Genomic DNA, 16,662 nt, shown 5'->3' on the forward strand with positions numbered 1-16,662 from the left:
TGGCGTACCTTTGCAAAGTAAACCATTCAACCGCGCAATTGGTTTTTCAATTGTGCACTCTGTAAAGCTATGATTCACTCCACCATCGGAATAATTGGCCACCTGAGCGTTAGCATTGCTTTTGTTGCGGCGCTGGTTGCCGTTTATGGTTATATTCAAATCGGCCGACAGCCCGAAATTCATCGTGAGGCATGGCTGAAATTTGCACGCGGCGCTTTTTACGTACATGGCGCTGCCGTAGTAAGCATTATTTACAGCCTTTTTCACATCATCTACAACCATTATTACGAATACCACTACGCGTGGGACCATTCCTCCAACAACCTGCCCGTGCATTTTATGATTTCCTGCTTTTGGGAAGGGCAAGAAGGCAGTTTTTTGCTGTGGATTTTCTGGCATGTGCTGATTGGGCTGGTGCTGATGCGCACATCCAAACAATGGGAGCCCGATGTGATGATGGTCTTTGCTTTGGTACAGGCGTTTCTGACTTCCATGATTTTGGGCGTAGTATTTTTTGGTGAATTGAAAATCGGCAGCTCGCCTTTTATGCTGCTGCGCGAAGCACGCCCGAATGACCCGATTTTTCAAATCAACCCCGATTTTATTCCAACCGATGGCGGAGGATTGAACCCCCTGTTGCAAAACTATTGGATGGTGATTCACCCGCCGACCCTGTTTTTGGGCTTTGCCGGAACGCTGGTGCCTTTTGCTTATGCCATTGCAGCCCTGCGTACCGGTCGTTTCCGCGAATGGGTAAAACCTGCCTTGCCATGGGCTCATGCTACGGCGCTTGTATTGGGTGTAGGCATTATGATGGGTGCTTATTGGGCTTATGAAACGCTCAACTTTGGCGGCTATTGGAACTGGGACCCTGTGGAAAATGCGGTATATGTGCCTTGGCTGATTTTGGTGGCTTCCATCCACGTAATGATTGTTTTTCAGCGCAGCAATACTGCTTTAAAGGCTTCCTTTATTCTGGTCATTGCTACCTTTATCAGCATTTTGTATGCTACTTTCCTGACCCGCAGCGGCATTTTGGGCAATGCTTCGGTGCATTCTTTCACCGATTTGGGGCTTTCCGGGCAACTGCTGATTTACCTGTTGGCCTTTTTGGCAGTAGCATTGTTTTATCTGGTGCGCGCATGGAAGCAAATTCCTACGTCGGAAGAAGAAATTTCTACCTACTCGCGCGAGTTTTGGATTTTCATGGGAGCAACCACGCTGTGTCTGGCAGGGTTTCAGGTGATTATTCCGACCTCTATTCCGGTTTACAATAAGTTTTTGGATTTGTTCGGAATCACCTCCAATATGGCTCCGCCGGCCGACCAAGTGGCATTTTACACCAAATTTCAGTTGTGGTTCGGTTTAGCGGTTGCGCTGTTTTCAGGTACAGGGCAGTTCTTTTTCTGGAACAGGATGGATGCCAAGCAACTGCGCGAGGCACTGATGGTGCCGCTCACCATTACCATGCTGCTGTCTGCCCTTGTGTTGGTGCTTGCCAAAATTTCCGATTGGAAGTACATCCTACTGCTGACAGGCGGCATTTATTCCATTGTCGCCAACGGATTTATTTTGGCGCGCCTGATTAAAACCAAAACCTTCAAACTTTCGGGCGGAGCAATGGCACACATTGGCGTTGCCATGATGCTATTGGGCATTCTGGCTTCGGCGGGCTACTCCAAAGTTATTTCTCTGAACAACACAGGGTTGCTCTACAACCGTCAGTTCAGCGAAGAGATGAACAAGGAAAACCTGCTGCTGTTCCGCAACCAGCCGCAGCGAATGAAAGACTATACCCTTGTTTACAGAGGCACGCGCATGACTTCGCGCGACTTCCCCGACTACATAGACCAAGCGGCACTTCAAACAACTAATACTCCTTGGCTAATGGTTGCCAAAGAAGACCTGAACTACAAAGGCAAAACCTACTTTACCAAGGGCGATACGTTGAACGTGTACCATGAGAATGTGTACTACGAAATAGAGTACAAAAAGGACAACGGCAAAACCTTTACACTCTACCCACGCATTCAGTTCAATGAACAGATGGGTACGGGCGGCCTTGTACCCAGCCCCGACATCAGCCGCAACTTAGACCGCGACCTGTACACCCACATCACCAACATCCCCGACCCTGAGCAAGAGCGCAAGTGGAGCAATCCCGAAAACTTCACGCTTGCCGTAGGCGATACTTTCGTGGTGAATGACTTCATCGCTGTATTTGACGATGTGCGCCGCGGACAACAAATTGATGATGAGGATATTAACGTGTTTGCTCGCATCCGCATATTAGACCGCGACAAGGAGCATGAAGCCAAACCTGCCTATCTGATTAAAGGGCAAATGGTGCGCAAAATACCCTATGTGAATACAGACATGGGCATTAAACTGACTATTGAAGAAATCCGTCCGCAGGATAACACTTTTGTTATTCAGGCATCCACCACGCAAAAAGATTGGGTTATTCTCAAAGCCGTTGAAATGCCGCTCATTAATATTTTGTGGGCAGGCACCATTATCATGTCCATAGGTTTCGGGGTTGCTGTTTTCCGCCGTTACAAAGAGGCACAACAGGCGGCAAAATCGCACAGCCAAGCAACAATCAGCGGAAAAAAGGCCGTTATGGAGGCATAACCTTTCTAAAAAAATGTTTTATTCCGATAAAATGCTATTTTTGAGAAGTCAAATCCCATTTCAGGCGAATGACCTCCGAAGAAAAAAAGGCCTTCTTGTTGCTCAAAGCGGTTATCTTCCACTATCACGGCTTGGATGAAGAAGAAAAGCGGATATTGGAAGACACAGCCTATTCAATGGGTGCTGAAAATGAACTGAAATGGGCTACTCAGTTTGTTGAGGAAGACTACTACAATGCCTTTGACCGCGCCCGTGCTTTTTTGAATCAGGTGATGTCCAAATTAGACAAAAGCAAGCGGCTCTACTACCTCAGCTCTGTTTGGAATGCCAACAACCGCAAGGGCTACATCAGCGAAATGGAGGCCATTGCCATGCTCAGGCTTGCGCAGGACTGGCAGATTGAGCGCGAGCTGCTGGAAATGATTCGTAAGTAAGGGTAATACTCCTATTTTTGCACCTCATATTTTGCTCTTTACCCTCATGCAAGACCGGATTAAAGAACTCTTGGGCGAAATTGAAGCCTTCGCCATCAGCAATAAAGAAGAATTGGAACAGTTCCGACTGCGTTATATCGCCAAAAAAGGCGTTGTAACGGCGCTGTTTGACGAACTGAAAACCGTTCCTGCCGAAGAAAAGCGCAGCGTAGGGCAGCTGCTGAACCAGCTGAAAGACGCAGCAATGGACAAACTCAAATCCAAAACTGCCGAATTGGAGGCCGCTGCCATGGCTTCTGCCGGTAAGCCGCTGGATTTGACGCTGCCGCCCATTCCCAATGAGTTGGGAACCATTCACCCGCTTACGCAGGTGTGGGAACGCATCGTGGAAATTTTCGGGCGCATCGGCTTCAACGTGGAAGACGGCCCCGAAATTGAAAGCGACTGGAACAATTTTACCGCGCTGAACTTCCCCGATAATCACCCTGCCCGCGAAATGCAGGATACGTTTTTTATTGACGGCAAGGAAATCTTGTTGCGTACCCACACATCCAATGTGCAGATTCGCCTGATGCACAAGCAAAAGCCGCCTATCCGCAGCATCATGCCCGGGCGCGTGTATCGCAATGAGGCCATTTCAGCGCGTGCGCACTGCATTTTCCATCAGGTAGAAGGCCTCTACGTGGACAAAAACGTGAGCTTTGCCGACCTGAAACAAACGCTGTATCACTTTGCCAAAGAATTGTTTGGTAAGGATACGCAGGTGCGTTTTCGCCCTTCTTACTTTCCGTTCACCGAACCAAGTGCAGAAATAGATATTTCCTGCGGTCTGAACCGCCCGGGAACCTGTGCGCTTTGCGGCGGCAGCAAAAATATCTGCAAGGGTACGGGCTGGGTAGAAATCGGCGGTTCGGGGATGGTACACCCCAACGTATTGGAAAACTGCGGTATAGACCCCGAAGAATTTACGGGTTTTGCCTTCGGTATGGGCATTGAGCGCATTACGATGCTCAAATACCAAATCCGCGACTTGCGCCTGTTCACGGAAAACGACGTGCAGTTTTTGCGTCAGTTTGAGACGCTGTAAACATAGTTTTTAGCCAAAAGAACACGAAGTACACAAGGTAGCATGACAATTTTCTTGTGTACTTCCCCTGTAATTTCAAAAAACACCTACCTACCGCTGCGCCGAACGCTGCAAATAGGCTTTGACCCGCTCAACGGCATTTTGGCGGACGTTGAAGTAGAACAGGTTGTAGTCGGCGCGGTGCCAATTTTTGATGTTGAGCAATGCTGCACCCGCTATTTTCGGGCGGCTAATCCATAACATGCCTTCGTGTGCTGCTGCATCGTGCAGCCCCGGTTTCAAGGGTTTGAATTTTTGCCCTACCGCGCCCATGTGCAATGTTGCGGGGGCAGGTTCACCGTTGGTTGTCCAATTGAGCGGGTTGGTTGCCGCTGCCTTGTACAATTCCTTGTCGTGGTTGGGCGGTGTGTAGCCTTTGGCGTAGGTATTCCACGTTACAAAACAGCCCGTTTGGTCGGCATTTTGGCAAACGGGAATGTGGGTGAAGAAATCGGCGGGGGTGGGCATTCCTACCAAATAGGCAACAATCAATTGCTCTTGCAGGGGCTGCCCGTCAATCAGTTCGCGGATGAGGCGCTTGCCGTGCTGCGTTCCTTGGCTGTGCGCGGCAATAATGAACGGTCTGCCCTGATTGAAATGCTTCAAATAATATTCAAACGCTGCCTTTACGTCGGCATATGCCGTATCAAAAGCGGCTTTGGCATCGGCTTGGTTAGGTGTGAAATAAGCGTAAATGTGTGCCTGCCGATAGCGTGGTGCAAATACGCGCCCTGCCGCATTGAAAATGCTCGCCTGATTGAGAATGGTGGAATTATCTACCCGTTGGTTCAAATCGGCATCTTCAACGTTGCCGTTCCACGGGTAGCCGTTGGCAGGTTCGTAGGTGTAGATGGTGGGATGGATGAAAAACACATCGGCAGGGGCTGTTGCCTGATTGTCGCGCAGGGTGTCCACACGCGGCAGGCTGTCGGCTGCATCGCGTTTGTCGGGGTGGGCTGCCCAGAGTTCCAATCGGCTGTAGTCGGGGCGTGGCGGAACGTTTGCAGGCTCAAAGCGGCTGCTTAGTACAACCCGCTTAGCGGTACATCCTGCAAGAGTAAACATCAAAGCAACTGCCAACCATAATTTATTCGGCAAACGGAAGTGGCGCATATCTTTTCTTTTGTTAATTTGTCGCAACGGAAGTCAAAACTATATGAAAGGTCATCGGATTTCAAACGCATTTGCGCGGCTAAGTGTTTGCGGCTTGTTGTGCATCGGGCTGTTGGCGTGCAGTTCGCCGAAGTCTTCGGAACAACCGCAAGACAACGAAGATGTCGGTAAAGAGGTTTTAAAGCCGTTGGTTGAAATCCGAAACGAAGTACTGGCGCGACTTGCAAGGCAGTTTACCGCAATAGCTCTGCCCCACGACACCCGCAGCGATTCGGTTGCACCTTTGGTTAGCCCCTTGCGCGATGCCGACTTACGGGCGTTCCTGCGCAGAGGAAGCGCATTTGAAGGGGCTTACCAATGCTACCCGATGTATCGCCTGCCCGACTACGGCGATTTTGTGGCGCTGATATATGCGACTTTGCAACAAGAAAGCGGCGGTTTGCGATTGCTGCTCGTTACCTACACGCCCGAAGGTCGCCCCATAGACGAACTGTTGCTCAAAGACGACAGCGATACGGGCAGCGAATACACAACCCTCAATACGCGGATTGCAACCGATTTTACGTTGGAACAAGCCGTTTTGCAGGTGCTTTATGAACAGAAAGGCGAAGAAGAAACGGTAGAAAAAGACCGCAAAGAACAACTGCGCCGCTACAGTATAACCCCCGAAGGTAAAATTAAACGACAGCCATGAGCAAAATTTTTTATGGCTGGTATATTCTGGCGGCAGTTTTCGTTGTTTACATGTTGAGCAGCATCGGCGTAAGCACCTTGCCGCTGCTCAATGCGCAGTTGAAAACCGTGCACGGATGGACACACGAACAGGTTTCGGGTCCGCCTTCGCTGCTGTATTTTTTCATCAGTTTTGTTGCCTTTTCGCTGGGTTGGGTATTAGATAAAATTGCCCCAAAAACCATTATGGTTGTGGGCGCACTTTGCATGATTGTTTGCCTTGCCGCTTATTATTTCATCACCGACTTGTGGCAACTCTACGCCGTGTATGCTTTATACAGCGTTGCACTTACCTGTACGGGCATTATGCCTGCCATGGTGTTGCTCAACCGCTGGTTTGCCGACTATCGCGGTGTGGCGGTAGGCATTTTTTTGATGGGCTCAAGCCTTGGCGGGGCGGTTTTTCCCAAATGGGCGGCGTGGATGATTGAGCAATACGGCTGGCAAACGGCAGCGCTGGGGCTGCTTGTTGCTTGCATTGCGCTGATTCTTCCCCCGCTGTTTGCAATTAAAAATTCCCCTCGGCAACTCGGGCTATTGCCCGACGGCAAAACGGTTGCTTCGGTGCAGTCGGCGGCAAAGGCATTGAAAAAAGCCACTGTTACAAGTATCGGGCAGGCACTGCGCGAACCGCTTTTCTACCTGTTGCTGTTCGTAACGGCGGTGATGTGGTTTTGCATTACAGCGCTGATTCAGCATCTGGCGTATTACATGAAAGATTTGCAGGTAGAACTTTCCCTAAGCGGTACGCTGCTTAGTGTGTTTTTCGTTTGCAGCATTTTCGGTAAGGTTATTTTCGGGTATTTGAGCGACCGATTTTCACCCAAATACATTTTGCTGCTGGCAAGCGCTTCCATGACATTGGGTTCGCTGGCGTGGCAATTAGCCGCCACCGCAGGCATAGAAATGCTCTATGCTGCAGCTGTTATCTACGGCATCGGCTACAGCGGCACTTTCACCATGATTCAGATTGTGCTGGCTGCCTACTACGAAGGCCCCGTTTACGGCAGGTTGCTCGGCTTTTTTACGATGGCAGACACGCTGGCGGGCAGTTTGGGCATCTATTGGCTCGGCTACTTGCGCACCGAATCGGGCAGCTATGCAAGCGGAATGCAAACAATGGCAATCCTCTGTGCGCTCTCTACGGTTTGTGTGCTGCTGATGCGCAAACCCGAACAGGCAGCAAGCGCGTAAAATTTGTCGGGCAGTAAATAAACGCATCGGTACTTCTCGGATTTAGAAAAATCCGTTGGTTGAAGAAAACCTCGCCGCAAACTGCTCAACTTCTTTGTCCATCAACCCTTGCTTCTCAAAATAACCAATTGAATAGCGGGGAAAATAATCGCCAGAAAACGCACAAATCTTTGGATTAATTTCTAACTTCAAAAAATTATGGTCTGCCGAAGAACTTTGCCTTAGCATAACTGCGCGATATGTGGTGTAGAAGATGGATAATCGCTTTCACTTTACTGTTATTATTGGTTGTTGCGCAAGACAGCATAGCCCAGCGCATAACACGGCGCGTAGACAGCTTGGAAAAAGTTCTTTTGAAACAGACAGAAACAGCGCCAAGGCTTGTGCTGCTCAAACAGTTGTCAGCTTTCAAAAACCGACAGGGAGCAACCGATGGCAAAAGCCTTGGCTATTTTCGGGAGCTAATCCGCATCGGAAGACAAATAGGGGACTCCGTAAGCGTTGCAGAAGGTTTGTTCTATACAGGCTTTCATCATTTTTTAAATCGGCGGCTGATTTTATCCGGTCAAACCTATCATTATGCCTTAACGAGTCTGAAAAACACAGATAGTGCATACACGCTGAAATCTCAAATATACAATGCCATAGGCATTAACTATGCATACGTAGGGAGCTATTCAACGGCTTTGAACAACTATCACAAGGCACTGGCTATTGCAGAAAAAGTCCGACACTGGCAGGAAAAGGCAGATGTATTAGATAACATGCGAGATGCCTTTGAAAACCTTAACCTGCTTGATTCAGTCAAGTATTACAGTCGCTTGTCGCTGGCTGCCTATCAGTACCTTTTGGCAAACGACAACGACAGCAGTTACTATTGCGCAGGCATCGGCAAAGCCCTGATAGCACTTGGGCAGCCATACAAAGCCATAGAATACCTCAATATGGGCTTCAAAATCAGCAAGCGGGAACAGTCGCAGACAGGCATGGCAAATATCCATCGGCATTTGGGGAGTTGCTACCAGATGTTGAAAAACTATGCACAAGCGAGAAATCATTACCTTGCTGCTGTTTCGCTGAATGAAAATCTGCGTGTGGTTGTCAGTAGAAAACTGAGTGAAATAGCTGTTATGGAAAAAGATTATCGGCAAGCATATCAATACTTGGAGGAGTACGTGCATACGGTAGATACGCTCCGAGGGATAAAAATCAGAGAACAACTGTTTGAGCTTGAACAACTTTACCGAAACATGGACAAAGAGCGCGAGGTGTTACAGGCCAAAAATGAGGCCATGCAAAGTAAATCGTTGGTCAATTTGTTTTCGGGCTTATTTGCCATTACGCTGATTATTCTGATTTTTACAGGGGTACTCTACTGGCAGAAAAAACAAAACGCTGCCAAACTGAGCAAATTGAACCAAGAAATTTCTTACATCAATCAGCATTTGGATGAGTTGGTACAAAGGCGTACCGACGTGATACAGCGACAAAAGCAGCAGATAGAAAGGTTTGCATTTATGAATGCGCACGAGATACGCGGCCCTGTGGCCACTATCTTAGGCTTGGTTAATATCATTATTCAAGAAGACCTGTTGCGCGATAACAAAGAGGTAGAGCAACATTTGCAAATGACGGTGCAGAAAATGGATATGATTGTGAGTCATGTGCAAAAAACCCTCGACAATGAGGATTGGAAAAATATGGATTTGCCGCCCGTTCAGTAAATATTGGCAGCAAAATGCGCCCGCGAAAGCGTAATTTTGCGGCATGTTATCCGTCAATAATCTTTCTTTTTATCTGGGCAGCCGCGCTTTGTACCGCGAAGCCTCTTTGCACATCAAACCCAAAGACCGCATCGGGCTGATTGGCGCGAACGGAACGGGCAAATCTACCCTCTTGCGCCTCATCACGGGCGAATACACACCCGACGAAGGCAGCATCGAAAAAAGCGGCGACTGCACCATCGGCTTTCTGAATCAGGACTTACTAAGCTATCAGACCGAAGACAGCATTTTGGCAGTAGCCATGGAAGCCTTTGAGCGCCAAAATCAAATTCAGCACGAAATGGATTTGATTCTGGCAAAAATGGAAACCGAATATTCCGACGATTTGGTGGAAAAGTTGGGCGCATTGCAGGAAGAATTTCAGATGCTGGACGGATACAGCCTGCAAGCCAAAGCCGAAGAGATTTTGGAAGGTTTGGGCTTTGCCACATCGGATTTGCATCGCCCCTTGCGCGAATTTTCGGGCGGCTGGCGGATGCGCGTTATGCTGGCTAAAATGCTGCTCATGAAGCCTTCTCTGCTCATGCTCGACGAACCGACCAACCACTTAGACCTACCCTCTATTCAGTGGCTGGAAAACTACCTTCGCACCTACGAAGGCGCAATTGTGGTGGTTTCGCACGACCGCGAATTTTTGGACAACGTTTGCAACATCATCGTGGAAGTAGCTCAGCAAAAACTGAACTACTACCCGGGCAACTACTCATTCTATTTGGAAGAAAAAGCCCTGCGTGCCGAAATTCAAAACAATGCCTATGAAAACCAGCAACAGGCAATCCGTCAGGCAGAGCGTTTCATAGACCGCTTCAAGGCGAAGGCAAGCAAGGCGCGACAAGTGCAATCGCGCGTGAAAGCCTTAGAGCGCATGGAATTGGTAGAAGAAGTGGTGGACGAAACAGCGCGCGTCAATTTCCGATTCTCTTTTGACCAACAGCCGGGCAAAGTAATTGCCCAATTGGAAAATATTTCCAAAGCCTATGGCAGCAACGTCATTCTGCAAAACAGCAGCGCCACAATTGAGCGCGGCGATAAAATTACACTCATAGGGGCAAACGGACGCGGAAAATCTACGCTGTTGCGCATTATTGAAGGCAGAGAACCCGTAGAGGGAAAAGTACAAATCGGCTACAACGTGCAAACCGCCATGTACGCACAGCACCAATTGGAAGTACTGAACGTAGAAAATACCATTATTGACGAACTCAAACAGGCAGGCACGAACAAAACCGAAGCCGAATTGCGCAGCATCTTGGGCTGTTTCCTGTTCAGCGGCGACGATGTTTTCAAGAAAATCAAAGTGCTTTCGGGCGGCGAAAAGTCGCGGGTGGCGCTGGCACTCACGCTCATTTCGCGCTCTAACTTTCTGCTGCTGGACGAACCTACGAACCACTTAGACATTCAGTCGGTCAATATCCTGATTCAGGCTTTGCAGCAATACGAAGGCTCTTTTGTGGTAGTTTCCCACGACCGCCATTTTGTTTCGCAAATTGCCAATAAAATTTGGTGGATTGAAAACCATCAAATCAAGGAATACCCGGGCACTTACGATGAGTTTGTCTACTGGCAAAACCTGCAACAGAAACAAGCGGCTGCCAACATTCCGCAGCCTGCCAAAACCAACGATAAGCCCAAGGCAAACAACCTAAGCGAAAGCCAGCGCGAAGATTTGCGCAAACAACTCAAAAAAATTCAAAAACAATTGGAAGAAACCGAACACCGAATAGCCGCGCACGAACAGCACAAAAAGCAGTTGGAAGAGGAAATGGCGTTACCTTCGGTATATGCCAATCCGGCAGGGCTGGCAAAAATTAACGCCCAATACGATGCTTTAAAGGCAGAAATCGGAAAAGAAACCGAACTTTGGGAACGCCTTGCGTCGGAAATTGACGCGCTGGAAGCTAAACTCTGACAATCACATGCAACAACTTTGGTTCTGGAATGAGTGGCCGCGCACAGCCTCCAAACGGCTGTTTGCGGCTTTCGTTATTTTTTTTCTCATAGCACTGCTTGGCGGGGCTTATCTCTGGTCGCAGGGCAGCGAAACGACTATCCGCTGGTATACCGAACCCGAACTGCAACCCAAACGGACGGTGGTGGAAGATTTCAACCAACTGTCGTTCGGCTTTACGGTAGATGCCGATTCGTACCTCATCAGCGAACGATATCGCGCCACGGAAATAGTGTTGGACATTGTCTATGCCCGAATTTACGCTGTCTTGGTAATTGCGGGCATGGTGTTGCTGCTCACCGTTGCAACCTTCCTCAAACGGATTCCTTTTGCCGTTATCAGCACCGTTATCATTTTGCAACTTGCCACTTCGGGCTTTGACCAAATGGCAATTGCGGGTATGGCTTTCAGCAATGTTCCGTTGGTGGCGTTGCTGGTGATGTTTTTGCTGCCCGCCTATTATTTTCAGGAAATAGCCAAGCAAACTTCGCTGCCCGTTCGCTTGGGTGTTTTTGCCGTGTTGGCAATGGTTGCCGCAGCCCTTGTCGGGTGGCAGGCAGAAAGTGCGCAGCCGCTGATGCAATGGGCAGGCTATTCCTATGCCGTTCCGTTGGGGCTTACCGCACTGCTCATTTGGTTTACGGGGCATGAACTGCTGGGCGCGCTGTTTGTTTTTGTGTCCAATTTGGGCGCTTCCGCTTCGGGCAACCCCATCCGACATTTTGCCATCATCGGCGGAATCTACCTGCTCAATATCGGCTACGACTACCTGCTGGATGCGGGCATGACAAGCTATAAAATCTTCATGGTCAGCCCCTTTGTCTGGTTTTTTATCAACCTTTTGCTGGGCTTTTGGAACTTTTGGCGCAAAGAGCCTGCGCTTGTCGGCATTGCATCGGTTGTTCCTTACGGCTATTTCGGCTTTTTGGGGTTGAGTTTTGTTGCGCTGGGCTTCATGGGCTATGCCTTTGCTACCGACAATACGTCGGTGATTAAAGTTTTGGAAGATTTGATTCGCTACGCACAGTTTGGCGTGGGGCTGATTTTCTACATCTACATTTTGGCAAACTTCACCGCCCCGATGCGGCAGGGCCTGCCCGTGCATAAGGTCATGTACCAAGGGCGCATTGTTGCCTACGGATTTGTGAACTTGGCGGCTTTGGTGGTTGCGGGCGTAATGGCTGCCAACTCGGATTTCTTTGTTTTTGAACAATCTAAAGCGGGCTATTTCATTTATCAGGGCGATATGGAACGCGCCAAAGGCGACCTTGTCATGAGCGAGCAGAACTACAAATTCGCCTTGGCGTTAGACCCGTACAGCCACCGCGGGAACTATTCGGTCGGTTCGCTGGCACGGATGCAGGGCGATGAGGCAACGGCGCTGTTTTTCTTCTCACGGGCTACTTTCCGCAACCCCAACCCGGCAGATTACGTGAACATCGCCGAACTGATGACCAACAACAACCGCTTTTTGGATGCCCTATTCCAACTGCGCGAAGGGCTGCAACGATTCCCGCAAGACGGGCGTCTGATGAACAACATGGGGCTGCTCTATACCAAAACCGACGTAGTGGATTCGGCATTCTATTATTTGAAAAATGCAAAAGAACACCTTGCGCACCCCGAAATAGCCGAAAGCAATTTCTACGCAATGGCTATCCGCTACGAGTTTGCGGGTTCGCCCGATACCCTGCGCCAAATGCTCAAACCGCGCCGCAACATCGGCACGGCATTGAACGAATTGGCACTGCTCAACCTATTGCGCCAACCGACCGCCGAACCGTTGGATGAAAAATTCCTGCCCGATTCGGCAATGAATACCTACCAGTTGTGCTATTTGTACAACTACGCGCTCAACCGCATTGGCGATGCCGACACAAGCATTATCAACGTATTGGACAAATACGCCCGCGTGCCTGCCAACGAAAGTTTTGTTCCCTATTTGCAACTTGCCAAAGCGCTCAAATTGCGACGCATGGGGCAATACGGACGCGCCTACAACATCTTGCAAAAATTGCAATACGAAAGCCCGCCCAACAACCCCTACTACGCCAATGTGTTGGGCATATTGGCTTTACAGGTGGAAGAATACCGCGAAGCTGCCCGTTGGTTTGATATGTCGTACCGTAGGGGCAATGCCGAAGCATTCCTGAACCGCGCCATTTGCCTGACGGAAATCCCCGACCGCCGCGCCGAAGCATTAGAGGCATGGCAGATGCTGGAGGAAAGCAGCAATACAACCTATCAGGCAATTGCCCGCGACATCCTGCACGTGATTCATCCCGACAGCGTGCGGAAAATCAACCTGTCGGCTTTGGACGACGAAGGCAAAATGCGCTTCATCCACTACAACCACGCACAACTTTCCGACGAAGCGTTTAACAAAATCTTCCAAACCTTGCAATCGCCCGTGGCGCAGGTGCAGGCAGCCGTTGAGCGCATCCGCTACTACATAGCCGAAGGCAACACGGAAAAAGCCGCCAACATCCGCAATGCCATGACGGGCATCAGTGTCCCCGATGTGTTGGTACAAACCCTGCGCGATGCCGATTTGCGCCTGCTCTACGCCCAACAGCGCTACAAAGAAATGGGCGCAGTGCTGAAAGGCTACGAACCGCCCTTGCCGCTTTCGGGCTACAAGCCGTTTTACGAAGGCATGTATGCCATCGGCAACAACGATTTGCAGCAGGCGGAAGTCAGACTGAAAGAAGCCATTGCCCGCCTGCCGCAAAAACAGGAATTTTATGTTGAATTGGCAGGGCTGTACAACAAGCGCAAAGAGCCACAAAAGGCATACGACGTGCTGGTGGACGTTCTGCGCACCCGCGACGACTACCACGACTACCCGCCCGCCGTCTATGAACTCTACGCCCTGCAATGTTTGGAAATGGGCTTAGACAGTTTCGCCGATGAAGCCATTCGCAAATTGGAAGACCTCATTCCGCCGCAGCGCTACGCCCGAGTGGTAGCCCTGTTCAATCAGCGCAAGGCAGAGCTGGCAAAGCAGCGCGAAGTGAATTGGTAATCCCCATAACAAAGGAACTGCGACGCACCCTTTGCTATGGGAATGTTGTGTGCATTCGGGATGATTACAGACGGCTTTACGACAAATAATTCGCAATGCGAATCAGGTCGGCAAATACACCGGCTGCGGTTACTTCCGCACCTGCTCCCGAACCTTTTACCACCATCGGGCGCTCAGGGTAGCGGGCGGTCGTAAAGGCAATGATGTTATCCGAACCCGACAGCGAAGCAAAAGGATGCTCCTGCCCTACAGAATCCAACGAAATAGTGGCTTTACCGCCCTCAAAACGGGCAATGCAGCGCAGTTTTTCGCCTTTTTCGGCAGCTTGGCGACGCATTTGCTCAAAGTGGTCGTCGTAGGTAGCCAGCACGCGCAGGAACTCATCAACCGTCGGAGCGTCTAAGCAGGGCTGCGGTAAGAAGCCGTTGATGGTGATGTCTTCAAATTCCATGGCGTAACCGCACTCACGCGCCAAAATCAGGATTTTGCGCCCTACGTCTTTGCAGCTCAAATCTTCACGCGGGTCGGGTTCGGTATAGCCTTTTTGCTTGGCATCTTTCACTACCTCGCTGAAAGGAACAGAGCCGTCAAAGGTGTTGAAAATATACGACAGCGTACCGGACAGCACCGCCTCAATGCGGATGATTTTATCGCCGCTGTTAATCAAATCGCGCAGGGTGCTGATAACGGGCAGCCCCGCACCTACGTTGGTTTCGTAGAGCATGATGACGCCGTGCTGCTTGGCAAGGCGGCGGTTGCGGATGTACTGCTCGTAGCTGCTTGAAGAGGCTATCTTATTGGGCGTAACAATGGAAATACTTGCTCGCAAAATCTCGTCGTAGGTATTGGCAACGGCAGCACTGGCAGAGTTGTCTATAAAAACAGAGTTGGTCAGGTTGATTTCGTTCATCTGTTTGACAAACGAATGAATGTCGGATGCCGTGGTGCTGTTTTCTAATTCTTCACGCCAGTTTTCAATGGAGATGCCGTTTTCTTTCAGCAACATTTTGCGGCTGTTGGCAAGCCCAATGATGCGGAAATCTATGTTGTACTCGTTTTTCAGGTAATTGCGTTGTTCCTGAATCTGCTTTAACAGGGTGCTGCCAATCAGTCCTGTGCCTGCCATGAAAATATTGAGCACCTTCGTATCGGATTCAAAGAAGGCCTGATGCAGTGCCCGCAGTGCTTTTACTTCATCAGCCTTGCCGATAACGGCGGAAATGTTCAACTCGGAAGAACCTTGCGCAATGGCAACCACATTAATACCGTTGCGTCCCAATGCTTGGAACATACGCCCGGCAACTCCGCTGGAGCGGCGCATGTCTTTGCCCACAATGGCAATAATAGAGAGGTCGGTTTCTACGATGACCTCATCCAGCAGTGCATTGCGAATTTCAAAGGCAAACTCTTTTTCAATCAATTGTTTGGCAGTATCTGCCTCTTCGGGTTTTACGGCCAAACAAATGGAGTGTTCCGAAGAAGCCTGCGTAATCAGGATGACGCTGATGTTACCTGCGGCAAGTGCTCCGAACAAACGGGCAGAAATACCCGCTACACCTACCATACCGCTGCCTTGTACGCGTAGCAGTGCTATGCGACTGATGGAGGTAATGCCCTTAATCGGCCGACCTGTATAGGCAGCTTCTTTGCCGATGTAAGAACCTTCAAACGCTGTGTGAAACGTGTTGCGAATCACTATTGGCACATCTGCCTTCATGGCAGGCACCATCGTCGGCGGATAAATCACTTTTGCCCCGAAGTGCGACATTTCCATCGCTTCTTCGTAGGTAAGGGCAGGAATGGAGAGTGCTTGCGGTACTTTGCGCGGGTCGCAGGTCATCACCCCGTCCACGTCTGTCCAAATCTCGGCGACGGACGCCTGCAAAGCCGCTGCGAAGATAGAGCAGGTATAGTCCGAGCCGCCGCGCCCCAGTGTAACGGTGTCGCCGTTGGGTGCGCCGCCGATGAACCCGGTGGCAATAATCAGTCCGGGGGTGGCAGCCACATATTCCCGAATCAGGGGGTTAGTGGCTTCAAAATCAACGGCAGCATTGCCATAGCGCCCATCGGTTTTGATAACTTTGGTCGTATCCAAATAACTTGCCTGCAAGCCTTGCTCCCGCGCCGCTTCGCTGATGATGGTGCAAGAGAGCCGCTCACCAAAGCTCATCACATAGTCCAGCGCACGGATACTCATTTCATTGAGCAGGAAAATACCGTTGAGCAGTTCGTCTAATTCGTTGAGCATCGCCTTCACTTTGGCAAGTGTGGCGCTTTGCTGACGCACGTCTATCAGTTCTTTAACGCAGTCTAAGTGGCGTTTTTCAATATTGGCAAAAAGGGTTTTGTAGCTTGTATCGTTGTTGGCGGCGGCTTTTGCCGTTGCAATCAGTTCGTCGGTGATGCCTCCCAGCGCCGAGCATACCACCACCTTTGCTTCCGGGTCGTTTTTAATGATGTTTACCACATTGCGGATGCGTTCGGCATTCTGCACCGATGAACCTCCGAATTTGAGTACTTTCATAATAGGTTTGAATGTAAAATTTGGGTTGAAAATAATGTTTAACAAGGCTTAACCGCCTTTTGGCAGCCGCCCGAAAAAACGGAATATGTGTAATGATGGATATAGTATGTGTATAGTCATGCCCCTTAGGGCATGGTTGTTGTCATGC

At 49.8% G+C, this 16,662-nt stretch carries 11 protein-coding genes; 8 read left to right on the plus strand and 3 right to left on the minus strand.

Annotated elements, in window-relative coordinates; all coding sequences use genetic code 11:
- Positions 1-69 precede the first annotated feature (69 nt).
- The 3 genes from ccsA (at position 70) to pheS (ending at position 4,155) form a co-directional block, all read left to right on the plus strand.
- On the plus strand, positions 70-2,634 hold the full coding sequence (gene ccsA, locus NDK19_RS04860; RefSeq protein WP_250630725.1) for a cytochrome c biogenesis protein CcsA: 2,565 nt from the start codon (positions 70-72) through the stop codon (positions 2,632-2,634).
- 68 nt (positions 2,635-2,702) lie between these two features.
- Complete coding sequence (locus NDK19_RS04865; RefSeq protein WP_250630726.1) at positions 2,703-3,068, plus strand: hypothetical protein; 366 nt, start codon at positions 2,703-2,705, stop codon at positions 3,066-3,068.
- Between the two features lie 46 nt (positions 3,069-3,114).
- Positions 3,115-4,155: a phenylalanine--tRNA ligase subunit alpha gene (pheS, locus tag NDK19_RS04870; RefSeq protein WP_250630727.1), complete on the plus strand. Its 1,041-nt coding sequence runs from the start codon at positions 3,115-3,117 to the stop codon at positions 4,153-4,155.
- A 90-nt stretch (positions 4,156-4,245) separates the two neighbouring features.
- On the opposite strand, the gene NDK19_RS04875 is transcribed toward pheS, so the two are convergent.
- Positions 4,246-5,307, minus strand: a complete 1,062-nt coding sequence (locus NDK19_RS04875; RefSeq protein ID WP_250630728.1) for a DUF3089 domain-containing protein — start codon at positions 5,305-5,307, stop codon at positions 4,246-4,248.
- Between the two features lie 43 nt (positions 5,308-5,350).
- Here NDK19_RS04875 and NDK19_RS04880 point away from each other — a divergent pair, with 43 nt between their 5' ends.
- Together NDK19_RS04880 and NDK19_RS04885 are read left to right on the plus strand one after the other, a co-directional pair.
- Positions 5,351-6,001, plus strand: coding sequence for a hypothetical protein (locus NDK19_RS04880; RefSeq protein WP_250630729.1), 651 nt, complete (start codon positions 5,351-5,353; stop codon positions 5,999-6,001).
- Positions 5,998-7,233, plus strand: a complete 1,236-nt coding sequence (locus tag NDK19_RS04885) for an MFS transporter (RefSeq protein ID WP_250630730.1) — start codon at positions 5,998-6,000, stop codon at positions 7,231-7,233. The genes NDK19_RS04880 and NDK19_RS04885 overlap by 4 nt, the downstream gene beginning before the upstream one ends.
- A 42-nt stretch (positions 7,234-7,275) precedes the next feature.
- On the opposite strand, the gene NDK19_RS04890 is transcribed toward NDK19_RS04885, so the two are convergent.
- The gene (locus NDK19_RS04890; RefSeq protein WP_250630731.1) at positions 7,276-7,425 is read right to left on the minus strand and encodes a hypothetical protein; all 150 of its coding nucleotides are present in this window, start codon (positions 7,423-7,425) and stop codon (positions 7,276-7,278) included.
- A 47-nt stretch (positions 7,426-7,472) separates the two neighbouring features.
- Between NDK19_RS04890 and NDK19_RS04895 the strand changes: the two genes are divergently transcribed.
- The 3 genes from NDK19_RS04895 to NDK19_RS04905 are packed head-to-tail and all read left to right on the plus strand — an operon-like array spanning position 7,473 to position 13,990.
- Complete coding sequence (locus tag NDK19_RS04895) at positions 7,473-8,957, plus strand: tetratricopeptide repeat protein (RefSeq protein WP_250630732.1); 1,485 nt, start codon at positions 7,473-7,475, stop codon at positions 8,955-8,957.
- A 43-nt stretch (positions 8,958-9,000) separates the two neighbouring features.
- Entirely contained in the window at positions 9,001-10,926 is a 1,926-nt protein-coding gene (locus tag NDK19_RS04900; RefSeq protein WP_250630733.1) for an ABC-F family ATP-binding cassette domain-containing protein, read from the plus strand.
- Between the two features lie 7 nt (positions 10,927-10,933).
- Entirely contained in the window at positions 10,934-13,990 is a 3,057-nt protein-coding gene (locus NDK19_RS04905; protein WP_250630734.1) for a tetratricopeptide repeat protein, read from the plus strand.
- Between the two features lie 76 nt (positions 13,991-14,066).
- Here the strand turns inward: NDK19_RS04905 and thrA are convergent, their stop codons facing one another.
- A complete protein-coding gene (gene thrA / locus NDK19_RS04910; RefSeq protein WP_250630735.1) occupies positions 14,067-16,514 on the minus strand; it encodes a bifunctional aspartate kinase/homoserine dehydrogenase I in 2,448 nt (815 codons plus the stop codon).
- Between the last annotated feature and the right edge of the window lie 148 nt (positions 16,515-16,662).

The organism is Rhodoflexus caldus, assembly GCF_021206925.1.
GTDB lineage: Bacteria > Bacteroidota > Bacteroidia > Cytophagales > Thermoflexibacteraceae > Rhodoflexus > Rhodoflexus caldus.